The sequence below is a fragment of the Ruegeria sp. S84 genome, assembly GCF_056583445.1.
Genome location: NZ_CM152618.1, coordinates 2,551,546 through 2,566,232 on the forward strand (window position 1 = coordinate 2,551,546; position 14,687 = coordinate 2,566,232).

A 14,687-nucleotide genomic window follows, 5' to 3' on the forward strand; every position below is an offset into this window, starting at 1 on the left:
CGCTTAGCCCCCGGCCCGATTGTCATCAAGACGGCGTATTAGGGTGGCGGGCACTTTGGCCTCGCTCAACTGGCCCAATACTTGGGCTTTGTCTTCCTGAGACATCGCATCACTGGCCTCGACCTGAGCCACAAGCTGAGCGCGCTTTTCGTCCGAAAGCTCGACCATGCCCGGATCAGTTTCAGCGTTCGCCTCAATCCGTAGGGGCCGCACACGTACACCCGAACCCAGCAGAGGCGTCCGGCCAATCACAACCTCGCGGCCTTCCAGGCCTTCACCACGCAAAAGCACCTCATCGCCCTGACGACGGATTAATTGCACAGCCAACGGTTCCAGCCGGTCATCGGGGCCGAGAACAAGCACGTTGCCCGTGGCGTCCAGAACCGAGGATGGCAGACGGACCACATTATCGAGCGGCTGTTCTTCAATCGAAACGGTGACAAAATCCCCCGGCTTGAATCCCGGCGCGTCGTCGAGACGCGCATAGATCAGACGCCCGGTTTGCCCTTCACCCGCCGCGCCGCTATCGCGACTGATCCGGCCGGTGGCAGTGAGATCGGTCCCCGTGACCTCAAGCGATACAGTCACCGGGGCTGAGATCAGATCACCCTGCGCGTCCAGCAACCGCACGAATTGCGCGGTGGAAACCCGAAACGCGACCTCAAGCGCATTGGGGTCGACGAGTTCGGCCAGCTTTTCGTTGGCCGCGACCAAGCGGCCTTCAACCAAAGTAACCTCGGTCAGCGTCCCATCAAACCCGGCATGGATCGTCATATCCTCCAGGTCACGCTCGGCCCCTTCCAACGCGATTCGAGCCCGCGCAAACAGGGTTGTTGCCTGATCCACACGGGATTCGGCCTGCGCCAAAGCGATCCTGCGCGCGAGAACTGCCTGATGAGCCGATGTTGCGGCCAGTTCCGCTTCTTCGACGCTTGCAGCAGCCCCGACACCTCGCGTCTGCAGGTCCTGCTGACGCTGCAAAGCCCGGTCACGCAGTTCGGCCTGTGCCTCGGCTGATTTCAACTCATCCTGCGCCAACAGCAGCGAGCGTTCGGCGTCGCGCTCTTCAAACTGGGCATCCAGAAGATCGGATTTGGCACGGTCCAGAGCCGATTGCATATCGGCTGGGTCCAGTTCGACCAGCAATTCTCCCGCCGTTACGGTACCGCCATCTTCAAAATCTTCGGCCAGTGATACAACGCGCCCACCCAAGGCCGCGCGCAGCTCTAACCGGCGGCGGCTTTGAATCTGGCCAAACGCTTCAAGATAAGGAGTGACGGTTTCCGGCTCGGCGGTTCGTACGGTAACGGCGAATATGCGTTCCCGCGCCTCAGGTGCCTGATTGTCCCGCGTCAGCACATCCTGAACCGCGCCCGAGATCATCTGTGCGGCAACGATCAACAGGCCCAGCGTCAGAAACGCCAGGAAGACCCCAACAAGGCTTTGCCGCAGAAATCGCATCGGTCACTCACCTTTGGTCGCACATGCTGCCTTCCGCAAAGGTAGCCGGGTCGCAAAAAATGCCAAGCCACAAAGCGGTTATGATCCGTTAAACGCAGAACCAGTCTACTTCCGTCGCAGGTGTTCGTCCAATCTGGGCATTATTTCAACGAAATTACAGGGCCGGTGGCGATAATCGAACTGCTTCTCCAAAATCGCATCCCAAGCGTCTTTGCAGGCACCCGGGCTGCCCGGCAACGCGAACAGATAGGTTCCGCCTGCAACTCCGCCTGTGGCTCGTGACTGCACGGCAGAAGTACCTATCTTTTCCATGGACACGATGGTGAAAACGGTGCCAAACGCTTCGATCTCTTTTTCATAAACGTCCCGGTGCGCCTCGACTGTAATATCGCGACCCGTCAGACCTGTGCCGCCGGTCGAGATCACGACGTCGATTTCAGGATCCGCGATCCAACTGCGCAATTGCTCGGCAATCTGGGCGCGTTCGTCCTGAATGATCTTGCGGTCCGCCACTGAATGTCCAGCCGTTTCGATCCGGTCGACAAGCGTCTGGCCCGAGCGGTCGTCGTCCAGTGAGCGTGTATCCGACACGGTCAGAACCGCAATACGGACGGGGATGAACTCAATGCTTTCGTCAATGCGCGACATATGTCGTCAAGCCCTTTCCATAATGGCAAGCCGGATGGCAAGAGCCGCGAATATCCCGCCTGTGACCCATCCAATGATACGTGAAGCGCGTGGGTTTGAGATCAAAATGCGCCCTGCTCCGCCCGCAAAGATACCGACCATCCCATTCACTAGAATGCTGCCCAAAGTAATGATTGCACCAAAGGTTAGGAATTGCAGCAGAACCGGGCCGTTTGCTGGGTCCACGAACTGAGGGATAAAGGCCAAAACAAACAGAATGACCTTGGGATTGGTCAGGTTCACCAGCAACCCCTCGCGAAACGCGAAATGAGCAGGCTTGATTGCTGCATCGTCCGACACTGCCCCTTTCCGGATTGCGCCCCATGCAAGAACCAACAGATAAGCAACGCCCATCCACCGGATAACGTCAAACAGCCAAGGCACGGCTGATACCAACGCCCCAAGTCCAAGCCCCGCCAGCAAAACTTGCACCATCAGACCCGTCGAAACACCGAGGCTGGCCATCATCGCTGGGCGTGACCCGGACCGTAACCCTTGCCCGAAACAGAACATCATGTCAGCGCCGGGTGTAAAATTCAGCACCAGTGCGGCTGGGATGAAGGCCATCAATGTCACTGTCTCGATCACGTTGTTACCTCGAACCAATGTGGTTTCGGACCCAGATTGGCAATCTGAGACCGCCCCAGCATGCCGCGATATCCCCAGCTGTCGTGGATATGACCGCAAAAGACAAAACCGGGCTGGATGCGTTCAACCGCGTCCCGAACTGCGGTCGAGCCGACCGACACATCTTGCGATGTCACATCCCCATATCCTTTTGGCGGAGAGTGCGCGATCAGAACATCCGCAGCCTCGCACCGGTCCAGCAGTTCCGATGCTTCAGCTTCAGTAAGATCGCAGGACCAGTCTCCGAAAGGCGTCACCGGCACGCCGTAGCCCAGCCCGAACAGGCGCAGACCATCCAATGTCATGCCCGTCCCGTGCAGAACATGCGCGCCTTCGGGCGCAGCGGCTGTCAGTTCATCGGCGCTCTCAGCGTTGCCCGGCACAAGGATCAGCGGCGCTGCAATGCCCGACAGCATCTGCATCGCTTCATTCAGGCCCCGCCGCGCATTGCAAAAATCCCCCGCTCCGATGACAAGATCAGCCTCGGCGCTGGCGACCACCAGATCAGCGGCCCGGTTGCGCGCCATATGAAGATCGGAAAACGCCAGAACTCTCATCCCGCGCCCCTCAGCCTTGCTTGCAAATCCAGCAAATCGGCCCAGGCCTGTCGTTTCATCTGCGGTTGACGCAGCAGGTAGGCCGGGTGGAACATAGGGATGACCGGCAGGTTCAGCGCCTGATCCCATTTCCCGCGCAGCCGCGTGATACCGCGTTTGCCCAGCAAGGCCTGACAGCTGATATTGCCCATCACCACCAGCACCTCGGGCTTGGCCAACGCCACATGCCGTTCCAGAAACGGCTTCATCATGCCAATCTCTTCCGGCTTGGGATCGCGATTCTGCGGGGGCCGCCACGGCAGCACGTTGGTAATGTAGACATTCTCGCGCCGATCCAGATCAATCGCGGCCAGCATCCGGTCCAGCAATTGCCCAGCGCGCCCGACAAAGGGCTTACCTTCGCGATCCTCATCACGGCCGGGCGCTTCGCCGATGATCATTACCCGTGCGCCGGGGGTGCCATCGGAAAACACCAACTGCCGCGCGCCGCGTTTGAGGTGGCAAAGATCAAACGCCTCCATCGCCGCACGCAACTCGACGAGCGATCCAGCGGTTTTCGCCGCCTGTTTTGCAACAGCTGCGGTATCGACCGGTTCTGGTTTTTTCGCAGGTTCAACCGCAGCTGGTTTCTTAGCCTTGGCCGCTTTGTCCGGCAACGCATAGCGATCCACCGGCGCGTCGCCGATCGCCTCGGTTGCGCCCAGCTCGATCTGCCATTCCAGCAGCGCCCGCGCGGTATGATGGTCCAAACCCGATTCCATAACCCTCAATCTAACCAGCTTTTGACCGAGGGAAAGCGAATAGACCTTGCCATGGCACAGGGTCGCACCGACCATGGCAGGGTCATGCTGTCATTTCTGCGATTCCTTCTGATTGCTCTATTGCTGGCAACCTCTGGCGGTTCGGCGAGTGCGCAGCTGTTTGATCGGGATACACAATGCCGCGCCGGACAGTTGCAATGCGGGCGCGGTTGTTGCCCCGCAGGCCAGCGCTGCAGCTTTGATGGCCGCTGTATCCCGCCGGGACACACCTATTGTGGAGGTGGGCGCACCTGCGGCCCGTTCGAGCGCTGCGTGGCAGGAGGAACCCGTTGCGCCCCTGCTGGGGCGAATAAGTGCACCTCGCGCTTGGATTGCCCCGGTGGTAGCTTCTGCAACGGACGCGGTGAATGCGAGCGCAGCCGACCGGATTTGGTCCCAGCTCCACCCACAACCTGCGCAGATGGTAGGAGTTGCGGAGCCGGTTCATCCTGCTTGCCGGGCGGCGGATGTTCGCGCCCCGGCTGGTTTCTGTGTGAAGAAACCGGTTCGCAATGCCGACCCGGATTTAAATGCTCGGCTTATCAGGGCTGTGTTCCGATCAAGGCCATTGATTGTGGCTATGGCAAGTGGTGCAAACCAGGGGAACAATGCCTGCCCGAAGGCGGATGTGAGAAACTAACCGAAGGGTCGGAACCTTAGGTTGCCTTGGCTTGCATGGCTTCTTATAAGCGGTCCGATTGTCAGACAGGAGCCCGCCCATGCGTTTCGCCCATCGTCACCTTCTTGGCATCGAGCATCTGTCGCAATCCGATATCACCGCTATCCTTGATCTGGCCGAAACCTATGTCGATCTGAACCGGCAATCGGCTAAGCATTCCGATGTGCTGTCGGGCCTGACTCAAATCAACATGTTCTTTGAAAACTCGACCCGCACGCAGGCCAGTTTTGAACTGGCGGGCAAGCGGTTGGGGGCCGATGTGATGAACATGGCAATGCAGGCCAGTTCGATCAAAAAGGGCGAGACGCTAATCGATACGGCGATGACGTTGAACGCGATGCACCCCGATCTGCTGGTGGTACGGCATCCTCATTCCGGCGCGGTGGACCTGCTGGCGCAGAAAGTGAACTGCGCCGTTCTGAACGCGGGAGACGGGCGGCACGAACACCCGACGCAAGCCCTGCTGGACGCGCTGACCATCCGCCGTGCCAAAGGCCGCCTACACCGGCTGAACATCGCGATTTGCGGAGACGTGGCGCATTCGCGCGTGGCGCGTTCGAACCTGATCTTGCTGGGCAAGATGGAAAACCGCATCCGTCTGATCGGCCCGCCGACGCTGGTGCCGTCGCAATTCGCGGAATTCGGGGCCGAGATCTATGATGATATAAATGAGGGTCTGAAAGACGTCGACGTTGTGATGATGCTGCGCCTTCAGAAGGAACGGATGGACGGCGGCTTTATCCCCTCGGAACGCGAATATTATCACCGCTACGGTCTGAACGCTGAAAAGCTGGCGCTGGCCAAGCCAGACGCCATCGTGATGCACCCCGGTCCAATGAACCGCGGGGTCGAGATCGACGGCACTCTGGCCGATGACATCAACCGATCCGTCATTCAGGAACAGGTCGAGATGGGCGTTGCTGTCCGCATGGCCGCCATGGACCTGCTGGCGCGCAACGTGCGAGAAGCCGCATGAACGATCTGATCATCGCCCCCCATGAGCGCGGTGTGATCCGCCTGTTCTCGCTGGACATGCGCCCGGAAGAAGCCAAATTCCTGCGCGAACCGGGGGCTGTTGATCAGGTGTTGGGTGTCGAGGGGCTGGATCCAGAACAGATCGACATTTTTCCGGTATCCGACCTCGAAGATCTCGGGCTTTATGGCTATCTCAGCGAAGGCTGCGGTGTCTCGGAAGACCAGTTGGACCGCACGAAATTGGAGGCCATCGAAGGCTGGGTGATGGTCCTGCGCAGTGCGGCGCTGGGTGGTCGATCTGCAACCCTTTCCCTCGATCCCCGCCTGCATCTGATTGGCCTGTTCACCGAAGAGGCTACCAACTGGTCCGGCGGCACGATTGAGACCGAAAGCGCAAAACCGTTCTCGGCCCCGCAAAGCCCGCCAGTGGATAATAAACCAAGCCGCATCGGTTCAGCCGTCATTGCCATACTGATTCTGATCGCCGTCGGAGGTGCCTTGTGGCTGATCCTGTAACATTCACGCCAGACAAGGGCACTTATATCCGCACCAACGCATGGCTCGCCGCGTTTGCAATGGCGGCCGCGATGGTCTTGCTTTGGTTGATAGGCAACCCTTACGTCTGGACCGGCGCGCCCGCAGGGTTGGCCGCCATCACCATCCGCGCTTGGTATTTGGCTTCGGAAGAACTGGTCGCCAAGTGGGAAATGACGGGCGCCACTCTCACCGGTCCTGGTCCGCGTAAGGTGGCGCTGAACCAAATTCAGACGGTCAATACCATTGGCAGCTTTGTCCAGATCGTCACAAAAGGCGGCGACAAGCACCTGATCAAATATCAGGCGGACCCCGCCGCCACCAAAGCTGCAATCGAAAGGGCCATGGCATGAGCAATCTGATTTTTACTAACGCTCGCCTGATCGACCCCGAAGCTGGCACAGATAGCATCGGCTGGCTGCAGATTGCCGATGGTCGGATCGCAGCGCTTGGTGAAGGCACGGCCCCAGACGCTGACACGCAGGTGGTCGATTGCGGTGGGCAATGCCTTGCGCCCGGTATCGTCGACATTGGCGTTAAGGTTTGCGAGCCCGGTGAGCGACACAAGGAGAGTTATAAATCTGCGGGTTTGGCCGCTGCCGCCGGGGGAGTGACGACCATCGTCACCCGTCCAGACACGCTGCCTGCCGTCGATACACCCGAAACGCTGGAGTTTGCCACCCGCCGCGCGCAAGCGGACGCGCCGGTAAACGTCTTGCCGATGGCCGCCCTGACCAAAGGGCGCGAAGGGCGTGAGATGACCGAGATCGGGTTCCTGCAAGACGCAGGGGCCGTGGCTTTTACCGATTGCGATCATGTCATCACCAATACCAAGGTGTTCTCACGCGCGCTGACCTACGCCAAATCCTGTGGCGCGCTTGTGATTGCCCACCCTCAAGAGCCGGGCCTGAGCAGCGGTGCCGCGGCCACCAGCGGCAAATTCGCCGCACTGCGAGGCTTGCCTGCCGTATCGCCTATGGCCGAGCGTATGGGGTTGGACCGCGACATCGCCCTGCTTGAAATGACCGGGGCCGCCTATCACGCCGATCAGATCACCACCGCCCGCGCCCTACCCGCACTGGAGCGCGCCAAGCGCAACGGGCTGGACATCACAGCAGGCACCTCGATCCACCATCTGACGTTGAACGAATTGGACGTGTCCGATTATCGCACCTTCTTCAAGATTAAGCCTCCACTGCGATCCGAAGATGACCGGCAAGCCGTGATCGAAGCGGTGCGAACCGGTCTGATCGATACGATCAGCTCCATGCACACGCCGCAGGATGAGGAAAGCAAGCGACTGCCGTTTGAAGAGGCGGCCTCGGGCGCGGTGGCGCTGGAAACACTGCTGCCTGCTGCGCTTCGGCTATATCATTCCGAACAGCTGGACTTGCCAACCCTGTTCCGCGCCATGGCCCTCAATCCGGCCAAACGGCTGGGGTTGGAGAGCGGTCGCCTGGCCCTAGGCGCGCCTGCCGATCTGGTGCAGTTCGACCCGGATGTTCCCTTTGTTCTGGACCGATTTACGCTGAAATCGAAATCGCAGAACACACCGTTTGACGGTCAGCGGATGCAGGGTAAGGTCACCGCAACCTTTGTCGCTGGACAAGAAGTGTACCGGAGAGCCTGATGCCCCTGATCGACAGCACAATGATTCAGCTCATACTGTGGGCCGCGTTGGGATACCTGCTAGGCTCCATACCCTTTGGCATGATCGTCGCGCGCGTGATGGGTCTGGGAAATCTGCGGCAAATCGGATCGGGCAATATCGGCGCAACCAACGTCCTGCGAACCGGCAATAAGGCAGCGGCAGCGCTGACATTGCTGTTTGATGCAGCCAAGGGTGCCGTTGCTGTTCTGCTGGCACGCGCTTTGGCTGGTGAAGATGCCGCGCAGATCGCCGCATTGGCCGCGTTCCTCGGGCATTGCTTTCCGGTCTGGCTGGGTTTCAAAGGCGGCAAAGGCGTTGCGACCTTTCTGGGCCTTTGGCTGGCACTTGACTGGCGCGTGGGTGTCGCCTGCTGTTTGACATGGCTGGTCGCGGCGCTGATCTGGCGTATTTCGTCCGTTGGTGCGCTGGCCGCCGCCGCCCTATCCACCACCTGGATCATGGTGCTGACAGATGGCAGTACCTTCATTCTTGGAATTGCTCTGACCCTACTGCTTTACTGGCGGCACAGCGCCAACCTTGCGCGGATCAAGGCAGGGACAGAACCGAGAATCGGTAAATCGTGACAGCGCCCAGCGCGTTTCTGAAAGCGTTCCATGATCTGCCGGTCGGCACGTTCACCGGTTCCGTTGGGCCGCATCGATATTTGGTATCGCATCAGATCATGGCCTGCGGGAAATCTCACAAACTGGTGGCTCATCAATTGGGCGGGCCGGATTACATCAGCCTGAACCTTTATCTCACACAGAAAAGCGGCGCATTGCTTCGCCCCTGCGAAATGCCTGCGGAAAAGGTGGTCGATTTTGTCCTGGCGCTGGTGCCTGACGTGCAGGAATGAACAACCGGTCTTTGTGATTGCACAATCACAATTGATTGCTTTGAACGTGATCGGGCCATTCCCCAACTGGGATTTTGTGACGGCCAATTACAGGCGTCGCGACAATCAAATCCGGTTCGCCCGGGCAAAATTACAGTGCTCTTCAGCGAGCCTATTCACGAAAGGTGAAGTCATGAACACGTTCAAATCCATCATCAGCGGAGTCGCGCTGTCTGTTGCGATCGCAAGCTCAGCAATGGCGGCTGGCGTCGAAATCAACGCAAGCTCGACCGGATTGGCAATGCAGGGCTATGACCCGGTTGCCTATTTCACCGTTGGCGAAGCAACCAAGGGTGATTACAAAATCACCACGCTGCACAACGACGCCCTGTACCGTTTTGCAACAGAAGAGAACAAAGCCGCTTTTGAGGCGAACCCAGAGGCCTATCTGCCTGCTTACGGCGGCTATTGCGCATTTGGCACCGCAATGGGCTTCAAGTTCGATGGTGACCCGAACTACTGGAAAATCGTCGACAACAAGCTGTATCTGAACCTGTCACAAGACATTCAGGAGCGTTGGGAAGGCGACATTCCGGGCTTTGTTGAGAAAGCCAGCGCGAACTGGGAAGACATCGCCGACAAAGACCCGGCTGAACTACAGCAATAATTCGCTGACAAGACCTTTGTGCATCGGCGGCAGATCGTATCTGCCGCCGATCTTCGTTTGAAGGCATCATGTTTCACCCTATCTACCATATGAGAAAAGAGCCCAACCTGAGTGGGCCCACTCCGGGGCACCGGCCAGAATAAAGTTGTTCGGGACAGTCAAAACATCACTGATCCGGCCTAAGGGCCGGAACGTAGATTCATTCATAACGCTGCCATTAGATTTGATTGGCAGCAGGTTTCGAGCGAAAGGAATGAGACGATGACAGGAAGATTGGCACTGATCACCTCGGTCGCCGTATTGGCTGCGGGATCCGCCATGGCGCAATCCTCAGGCAACTGGACTGGATTCTACGGCGGTGCACAGTTTGGTTATGCGGACATCGACACAAACGTATCAGGCGTCGACGGCGATGGTGCGATCGGCGGTATCATCCTTGGATATGATTACGATCTGGGCGATTGGGTCGTCGGAGGTGGCTTCGACTATGACTGGAGCGACGTAGACCTTTCCGGCGCCGCCACGGTCGAGAATGTCTGGCGGCTCAAAGCGCGCGCGGGCTACAAGGTGAACCCGCAGGGCCTGCTTTATGGCACCGCCGGTTATGCCGATGCGGATACCGATAATCTGGGCAGTGACGATGGCTGGTTCATCGGCGCTGGCTATGAGCAGATCGTAGCCCCCAATATCAGCGTTGGAGGCGAGATTCTGTATCATGAGTTCGACGACTTCAACTCATCGGGCGTTGATGTTGACGCAACTACAGTTCAACTGCGCGTCGCATATCGGTTTTGATGAGAAGGTAGGGCCCGGCTATTTGCGCCGGGCCCGTGCCGCTAGGGCACCAAGACTGTGCTGCCGGTGGTTTGTCGTGCTTCCAAAGCACGATGCGCATCAGCAACTTGATTCAACGGAAACTCCTGATCGACATGGATCTTGACCTCGCGCCCGTCCACTTTGCCAAACAAGCGTCGCGCCATCGCCTGACAGGTGGCGTGATCCGAGATATGCGTGAACAAGGTTGGCCGCGTCACCTTCAGAGATCCCCGCTGCGCAAGCATTCCCAGATCGACAGGCGGCACTGGCCCCGAAGCGTTTCCGAATGAGATCATCATGCCCAAGGGTTTCAGGCAATCCAGCGATCCCTCAAACGTGTCCGCACCGATGGAGTCCATCACCACATCAACTCCTTTGCCTCCGGTGATCTCGGCGACACGCTCGACAAAATTCTCGGTCCGGTAGTTGATGCAATGTGACGCGCCATTGAATTGCGCCAGGCTGCATTTCTCATCCGTTCCCGCTGTCCCGATCAGTTTGATGCCTTCGGATTTCGCCCATTGGCAGGCGATCAGTCCCACACCTCCGGCAGCCGCGTGGAACAACACGGTATCTCCGCGCCGCAGCGGCGTTGTTCGGTGAAACAAGTATTCGACCGTCATGCCCTTTAGCATCATGGCCGCTGCGGTGCGGAACGAGATACTCTCGGGCAGCGGACAAACCTGTGCTGCAGGCATCACGCGCGCTTCGGAATATGCTCCCGATGGGCCTGCGGCATAGGCCGCGCGTTGGCCGGGGGCAAGATGCGTAACGCCTTCGCCTACCGCCTCAACGACTCCGGCCGCTTCCATTCCCAACGCATGAGGCAACTCCAGCGAATAAAGGCCGGTACGCTGGTACACATCGATGAAATTCAATCCGCAGGCATGATGGCGAATGCGCACCTCACCCGGGCCGGGATCGCCAAGCGGGCGATCCTCAATCCGAAGAACCTCGGGGCCGCCGGATTCGTGTATGACGACTGTGCGTGCTGTCTGCTGCATGAAAGCCTCCCTTGCCTGTGGAAACAAAGCTAACACGCCTGTGCGGCAGAGCAATCCTTCAGGCTCTGCAAGGGTGATCGGGCAAAATTTCGCAATATGTGCTATAATGCAACGAGACGTTGTAATTGGGCAGACGTTGCCGGCTGATCCGGTCACGCGAATTGCCACGCCGGATGCATCCCGCGGCGCACCCACGCCAGAAAAGGGGATGAACATGGACAAGACAATCGGTAACCCAATCACCTGGGTCGCCCGAAATCTGCGGGCAACCAGCGATCATGTCACTGAATCCGTGACCGAGATCGGCAGCGCGGATGTTCAGGCTCTGCCGACGGTGCATACGCTGACCCTGCAGGATCTGCGCGAATGCCTGAAAGCTGGATATAACGATTTTCTCGAAACCCGGGCCGATGCGATCTTTGTCGTTCTGATCTATCCAATCGCAGGTCTGCTGATGTTCGGTATTGGGCTCAACAAAGACATGGTGCCCCTGCTGGCCCCGCTTGTCATGGGCTTTGCCCTGATCGGGCCGGTCGCCGCCGTCGGGCTTTATGAGATCAGTCGCAAGAGGGAACAGGGCGGAGACGTTCATTGGCTGGACGCGTTCGGCGTATTCCGTTCGCCTTCCTTCGGAGCCATACTGGCATTGGGCTTCTATCTGGTCATGCTATTGATGATCTGGCTGATGGTCGCGCAAGGCATCTACGCGCAAACCCTAGGGCCAGAACCTCCGGCTTCGGCCATGGCATTCGTGACAGAAGTGTTCACCACCGGAGCAGGCTGGAGCATGATCATCATCGGCACCGCCACCGGTTTCCTGTTTGCACTGGTCGCATTGGCGCTAAGCGTGGTCAGCTTTCCGCTGTTGCTGGATCGCAAAGTGGGCGTTCCCGTGGCCGTCGTAACCTCGGTCCGGGTCTTGCGTCAGAACCCGGGTGTGATCTTGACCTGGGGGGCTATCGTGGCCGCGATGTTGGTACTGGGCGCGATCCCGATGTTGCTGGGGCTGATCGTCGTCATGCCCGTTCTAGGCCACGCCACATGGCACCTGTATCGCCGGGCGGTCGCCTGACTACATGGCAGCAGCTTAACCAGAGACCTTCAGAACGATCTTGCCAATGTGGCCCGATGCTTCCATCCGCGCATGTGCAGCGGCGGCATCAGAAAGATCGAATTCTGAATCCATCACCGGTGCGACCTTCCCGGCCTCAAGCAATGGCCACACGGCTTCACGCAAGTCTTGCGCGATGCGCGCCTTGGCCAAATCGCTTTGTGGGCGCAAGGTGCTGCCAGTCAGGGTGAGGCGTTTCACCATCATCAGCGCAAAGTTCAGTTCGACCACCGGACCTTGCAGGAAAGCGATCTGAACCAGCCGCCCGTCTTCCGCCAAAGCCTTGATGTTGCGCGGGATATAATCACCTCCGACCATGTCCAGGATCAGGTTCGCCCCACCTTCGGCACGCATCGCGGCCACGAAGTCTTCGTCACGATAGTTGATCGCCTTTTCGGCACCTAGCTTGATACAAGCCTCACATTTCTCAGCCGACCCGGCGGTTGCAAAGACGCGGGCGCCAAACGCATTGGCCAACTGAATGGCCGTCGTGCCGATCCCGCTGGAACCGCCATGGACCAGAAACCGCTCCCCTGGTTTCAAGCCGCCACGGGTGAAGACATTGGACCAAACAGTAAAGAAGGTTTCGGGCAGGCAGGCAGCTTCTTTCAAACCCATACCCGCAGGCACAGGCAGGCAATGAGCGGCGGGCGTTGCGACATATTCAGCATAACCGCCGCCGGGCAACAGGGCACAAACCCGATCGCCAACGACCAGACCTTCGACACCCGAGCCGATGGCGACGACCTCTCCTGACGCTTCCAGCCCCGGCAAATCGCTTGCACCGGGAGGTGGATCATACGCCCCCGCCCGCTGCAGCGCATCAGGACGGTTCACCCCGGCGTACGCGACTTTCAGAACCACTTGACCCTCTGCCGGTTCCGGCATCGGGCGTTCCGTCAGTTGCAGAACGTCCGGGCCACCAGCTTCGGTGATCTCGACAGCGCGCATTGTCTGGGTCATGGGCATATCTCCTTTGCCCAATGCCTAGCAGGCGAAAACGCAGAGGCCCAGCGGCAAGTGGAAACGCTGCGACTATTTTCCCGATGACAGCGAACCGGGCAGGTTGTTGGGTAACTTCGTCGGAGCCTTCACCTGACCCGCAAGCCAGTTGGGGACGGCCAGAAACGGTTTCAGCAGCGGGTTGCCATTCACCTGCGCCTTGAACTTTTCAAACTGCATTACGCCCTCGATCCGCCGATCCAGGAATTCCCATGTCGCCTGATAATCCGGGCTGTCATCACCCAGCCAATACAACAGTGCCGAAGAATAGACGCCCGACAGAGTGGCACGTTTGGTGTACCAGTTCACGTCGTCCGAAGTATCGCCAAGCGCTGTCCAGATCTGGTCACAGGTGCCCCAGACCGCCTTGGCCCCATCCGCGGCATGGATCGGCAACGCGAACAAAGTCATACCCCGGCGCACTGCTTCTTTGTCTTCGACCGCCTGCAGGCGGAAACGGACGGCAGCGGCGATCTTTTCACGGAATTTCAGCCCGCTCAGGTCTTCGGATTTCAACCGCTCCAACATCGCGGCATCCCCGCGCGCATGAAAGGCCAGTGCCAGATCGACGGCACCACGCGGACAGATTGCTCGGGCCAGCGCGGGCTCCAGATCGCAATCGCTGATGGCCGCACGAAAGCTTGTTTCCGACCAGCCGTCGAACGGCACATGGTTCAGAATCGCATCGAGAAGCTGCTCTTTGGTGTCTTCATAGGTTGCTGTCATGTCGGGTCTCCGAGGCTGCGGGTCCAGTACTAGACAAGTTAGGCGTGCTTTGCTATACGGCCACTTCCTGCAAATCCTTGCAACTCTATCTAGAAAGGTGGTGACAACCACATGCAGGTTAGTGTTCGCGACAATAACGTCGATCAGGCGCTTCGTGCCCTGAAGAAAAAGCTGCAGCGCGAAGGCGTTTTCCGTGAAATGAAGCTGAAGCAACATTTCGAGAAACCGTCCGAGAAAAAAGCGCGCGAGAAAGCTGAAGCGATCCGCCGTGCCCGTAAACTGGCACGTAAGAAAGCACAGCGCGAAGGTTTGCTCTAAGAGCTTCCTGCGACTCGTCCAGCTTTGGATGACACTATTTGACGACCCCCGAGGCCCTGCCCGGGGGTTTGTCGTTTTCAGGGCGGATGATCCCGCCAAATCCCGGCTTTACCCTCGCGGCAACCTGCCGATTTTGATGCAATCGCCGCAGTCGGCATTTTACAGCGCAGCGAATCGCCGTTCGGTTGCATTCTACCGCCGAAAATCGCCCATCGCCGTACCCGCCCTATTCAGCGT

18 protein-coding genes are annotated in these 14,687 nt (G+C 58.8%); 10 read left to right on the forward strand and 8 right to left on the reverse strand.

Going from position 1 to position 14,687, the window contains the following annotated elements; genetic code table 11:
- Window positions 1-3: 3 nt before the first annotated feature.
- From AC1DFB_RS12820 to AC1DFB_RS12840, 5 genes are all read right to left on the reverse strand, one after another.
- Complete coding sequence (locus AC1DFB_RS12820; protein ID WP_170513173.1) at window positions 4-1,461, reverse strand: efflux RND transporter periplasmic adaptor subunit; 1,458 nt, start codon at window positions 1,459-1,461, stop codon at window positions 4-6.
- 105 nt (window positions 1,462-1,566) lie between these two features.
- Complete coding sequence (gene moaB / locus AC1DFB_RS12825) at window positions 1,567-2,109, reverse strand: molybdenum cofactor biosynthesis protein B (RefSeq protein ID WP_170566219.1); 543 nt, start codon at window positions 2,107-2,109, stop codon at window positions 1,567-1,569.
- 6 nt (window positions 2,110-2,115) lie between these two features.
- Window positions 2,116-2,736 (reverse strand): LysE family translocator, encoded by a 621-nt coding sequence (locus tag AC1DFB_RS12830; protein ID WP_170664006.1) that lies wholly within the window; start codon window positions 2,734-2,736, stop codon window positions 2,116-2,118.
- The gene (locus tag AC1DFB_RS12835; protein WP_480921395.1) at window positions 2,733-3,332 is read right to left on the reverse strand and encodes a metallophosphoesterase family protein; all 600 of its coding nucleotides are present in this window, start codon (window positions 3,330-3,332) and stop codon (window positions 2,733-2,735) included. Before AC1DFB_RS12835 ends, AC1DFB_RS12830 begins: the two co-directional genes overlap by 4 nt.
- The gene (locus AC1DFB_RS12840) at window positions 3,329-4,093 is read right to left on the reverse strand and encodes a uracil-DNA glycosylase (RefSeq protein WP_480922613.1); all 765 of its coding nucleotides are present in this window, start codon (window positions 4,091-4,093) and stop codon (window positions 3,329-3,331) included. The genes AC1DFB_RS12835 and AC1DFB_RS12840 overlap by 4 nt, the downstream gene beginning before the upstream one ends.
- 758 nt (window positions 4,094-4,851) lie before the next feature.
- Here AC1DFB_RS12840 and AC1DFB_RS12845 point away from each other — a divergent pair.
- From AC1DFB_RS12845 to AC1DFB_RS12880, 8 genes are all read left to right on the forward strand, one after another.
- Window positions 4,852-5,787, forward strand: a complete 936-nt coding sequence (locus tag AC1DFB_RS12845; protein WP_170408384.1) for an aspartate carbamoyltransferase catalytic subunit — start codon at window positions 4,852-4,854, stop codon at window positions 5,785-5,787.
- Complete coding sequence (locus tag AC1DFB_RS12850) at window positions 5,784-6,302, forward strand: hypothetical protein (RefSeq protein ID WP_480921396.1); 519 nt, start codon at window positions 5,784-5,786, stop codon at window positions 6,300-6,302. Before AC1DFB_RS12845 ends, AC1DFB_RS12850 begins: the two co-directional genes overlap by 4 nt.
- Complete coding sequence (locus AC1DFB_RS12855) at window positions 6,287-6,673, forward strand: hypothetical protein (protein WP_480921397.1); 387 nt, start codon at window positions 6,287-6,289, stop codon at window positions 6,671-6,673. Before AC1DFB_RS12850 ends, AC1DFB_RS12855 begins: the two co-directional genes overlap by 16 nt.
- The gene (gene pyrC / locus AC1DFB_RS12860) at window positions 6,670-7,950 is read left to right on the forward strand and encodes a dihydroorotase (RefSeq protein ID WP_170408387.1); all 1,281 of its coding nucleotides are present in this window, start codon (window positions 6,670-6,672) and stop codon (window positions 7,948-7,950) included. Before AC1DFB_RS12855 ends, pyrC begins: the two co-directional genes overlap by 4 nt.
- Complete coding sequence (plsY, locus tag AC1DFB_RS12865; RefSeq protein ID WP_480761797.1) at window positions 7,950-8,555, forward strand: glycerol-3-phosphate 1-O-acyltransferase PlsY; 606 nt, start codon at window positions 7,950-7,952, stop codon at window positions 8,553-8,555. The genes pyrC and plsY overlap by 1 nt, the downstream gene beginning before the upstream one ends.
- Window positions 8,552-8,827, forward strand: coding sequence for a hypothetical protein (locus AC1DFB_RS12870; RefSeq protein WP_170395663.1), 276 nt, complete (start codon window positions 8,552-8,554; stop codon window positions 8,825-8,827). The genes plsY and AC1DFB_RS12870 overlap by 4 nt, the downstream gene beginning before the upstream one ends.
- A gap of 172 nt (window positions 8,828-8,999) precedes the next feature.
- Window positions 9,000-9,473 (forward strand): YHS domain-containing (seleno)protein, encoded by a 474-nt coding sequence (locus AC1DFB_RS12875; protein ID WP_480761800.1) that lies wholly within the window; start codon window positions 9,000-9,002, stop codon window positions 9,471-9,473.
- A 261-nt stretch (window positions 9,474-9,734) separates the two neighbouring features.
- Entirely contained in the window at window positions 9,735-10,268 is a 534-nt protein-coding gene (locus AC1DFB_RS12880; RefSeq protein ID WP_170395659.1) for a porin family protein, read from the forward strand.
- Between the two features lie 41 nt (window positions 10,269-10,309).
- Here the strand turns inward: AC1DFB_RS12880 and AC1DFB_RS12885 are convergent, their stop codons facing one another.
- Window positions 10,310-11,293: a quinone oxidoreductase family protein gene (locus tag AC1DFB_RS12885; RefSeq protein WP_480921398.1), complete on the reverse strand. Its 984-nt coding sequence runs from the start codon at window positions 11,291-11,293 to the stop codon at window positions 10,310-10,312.
- A gap of 214 nt (window positions 11,294-11,507) precedes the next feature.
- Here AC1DFB_RS12885 and AC1DFB_RS12890 point away from each other — a divergent pair, with 214 nt between their 5' ends.
- A complete protein-coding gene (locus AC1DFB_RS12890; protein WP_170408392.1) occupies window positions 11,508-12,365 on the forward strand; it encodes a DUF2189 domain-containing protein in 858 nt (285 codons plus the stop codon).
- Window positions 12,366-12,380: 15 nt separating this feature from the next.
- Here the strand turns inward: AC1DFB_RS12890 and AC1DFB_RS12895 are convergent, their stop codons facing one another.
- A complete protein-coding gene (locus AC1DFB_RS12895; RefSeq protein ID WP_170513806.1) occupies window positions 12,381-13,367 on the reverse strand; it encodes an NAD(P)H-quinone oxidoreductase in 987 nt (328 codons plus the stop codon).
- Between the two features lie 72 nt (window positions 13,368-13,439).
- The gene (locus tag AC1DFB_RS12900) at window positions 13,440-14,132 is read right to left on the reverse strand and encodes a COQ9 family protein (protein ID WP_170802329.1); all 693 of its coding nucleotides are present in this window, start codon (window positions 14,130-14,132) and stop codon (window positions 13,440-13,442) included.
- A 111-nt stretch (window positions 14,133-14,243) separates the two neighbouring features.
- Here AC1DFB_RS12900 and rpsU point away from each other — a divergent pair, with 111 nt between their 5' ends.
- Complete coding sequence (gene rpsU / locus AC1DFB_RS12905) at window positions 14,244-14,450, forward strand: 30S ribosomal protein S21 (RefSeq protein ID WP_005614280.1); 207 nt, start codon at window positions 14,244-14,246, stop codon at window positions 14,448-14,450.
- Window positions 14,451-14,687: the final 237 nt, after the last annotated feature.

What these genes read in the sequence shown, in the direction of transcription:
- AC1DFB_RS12880 (WP_170395659.1), top strand. Translation starts at nt 9,735, where the DNA reads ATGACAGGAAGATTGGCACTGATCACCTCGGTCGCCGTATTGGCTGCG.
- AC1DFB_RS12820 (WP_170513173.1), bottom strand. Translation starts at nt 1,461, where the DNA reads ATGCGATTTCTGCGGCAAAGCCTTGTTGGGGTCTTCCTGGCGTTTCTG.
- pyrC (WP_170408387.1), top strand. Translation starts at nt 6,670, where the DNA reads ATGAGCAATCTGATTTTTACTAACGCTCGCCTGATCGACCCCGAAGCT.
- AC1DFB_RS12845 (WP_170408384.1), top strand. Translation starts at nt 4,852, where the DNA reads ATGCGTTTCGCCCATCGTCACCTTCTTGGCATCGAGCATCTGTCGCAA.
- rpsU (WP_005614280.1), top strand. Translation starts at nt 14,244, where the DNA reads ATGCAGGTTAGTGTTCGCGACAATAACGTCGATCAGGCGCTTCGTGCC.
- AC1DFB_RS12890 (WP_170408392.1), top strand. Translation starts at nt 11,508, where the DNA reads ATGGACAAGACAATCGGTAACCCAATCACCTGGGTCGCCCGAAATCTG.
- moaB (WP_170566219.1), bottom strand. Translation starts at nt 2,109, where the DNA reads ATGTCGCGCATTGACGAAAGCATTGAGTTCATCCCCGTCCGTATTGCG.
- AC1DFB_RS12895 (WP_170513806.1), bottom strand. Translation starts at nt 13,367, where the DNA reads ATGACCCAGACAATGCGCGCTGTCGAGATCACCGAAGCTGGTGGCCCG.
- AC1DFB_RS12850 (WP_480921396.1), top strand. Translation starts at nt 5,784, where the DNA reads ATGAACGATCTGATCATCGCCCCCCATGAGCGCGGTGTGATCCGCCTG.
- AC1DFB_RS12900 (WP_170802329.1), bottom strand. Translation starts at nt 14,132, where the DNA reads ATGACAGCAACCTATGAAGACACCAAAGAGCAGCTTCTCGATGCGATT.
- plsY (WP_480761797.1), top strand. Translation starts at nt 7,950, where the DNA reads ATGCCCCTGATCGACAGCACAATGATTCAGCTCATACTGTGGGCCGCG.
- AC1DFB_RS12875 (WP_480761800.1), top strand. Translation starts at nt 9,000, where the DNA reads ATGAACACGTTCAAATCCATCATCAGCGGAGTCGCGCTGTCTGTTGCG.
- AC1DFB_RS12885 (WP_480921398.1), bottom strand. Translation starts at nt 11,293, where the DNA reads ATGCAGCAGACAGCACGCACAGTCGTCATACACGAATCCGGCGGCCCC.
- AC1DFB_RS12840 (WP_480922613.1), bottom strand. Translation starts at nt 4,093, where the DNA reads ATGGAATCGGGTTTGGACCATCATACCGCGCGGGCGCTGCTGGAATGG.
- AC1DFB_RS12835 (WP_480921395.1), bottom strand. Translation starts at nt 3,332, where the DNA reads ATGAGAGTTCTGGCGTTTTCCGATCTTCATATGGCGCGCAACCGGGCC.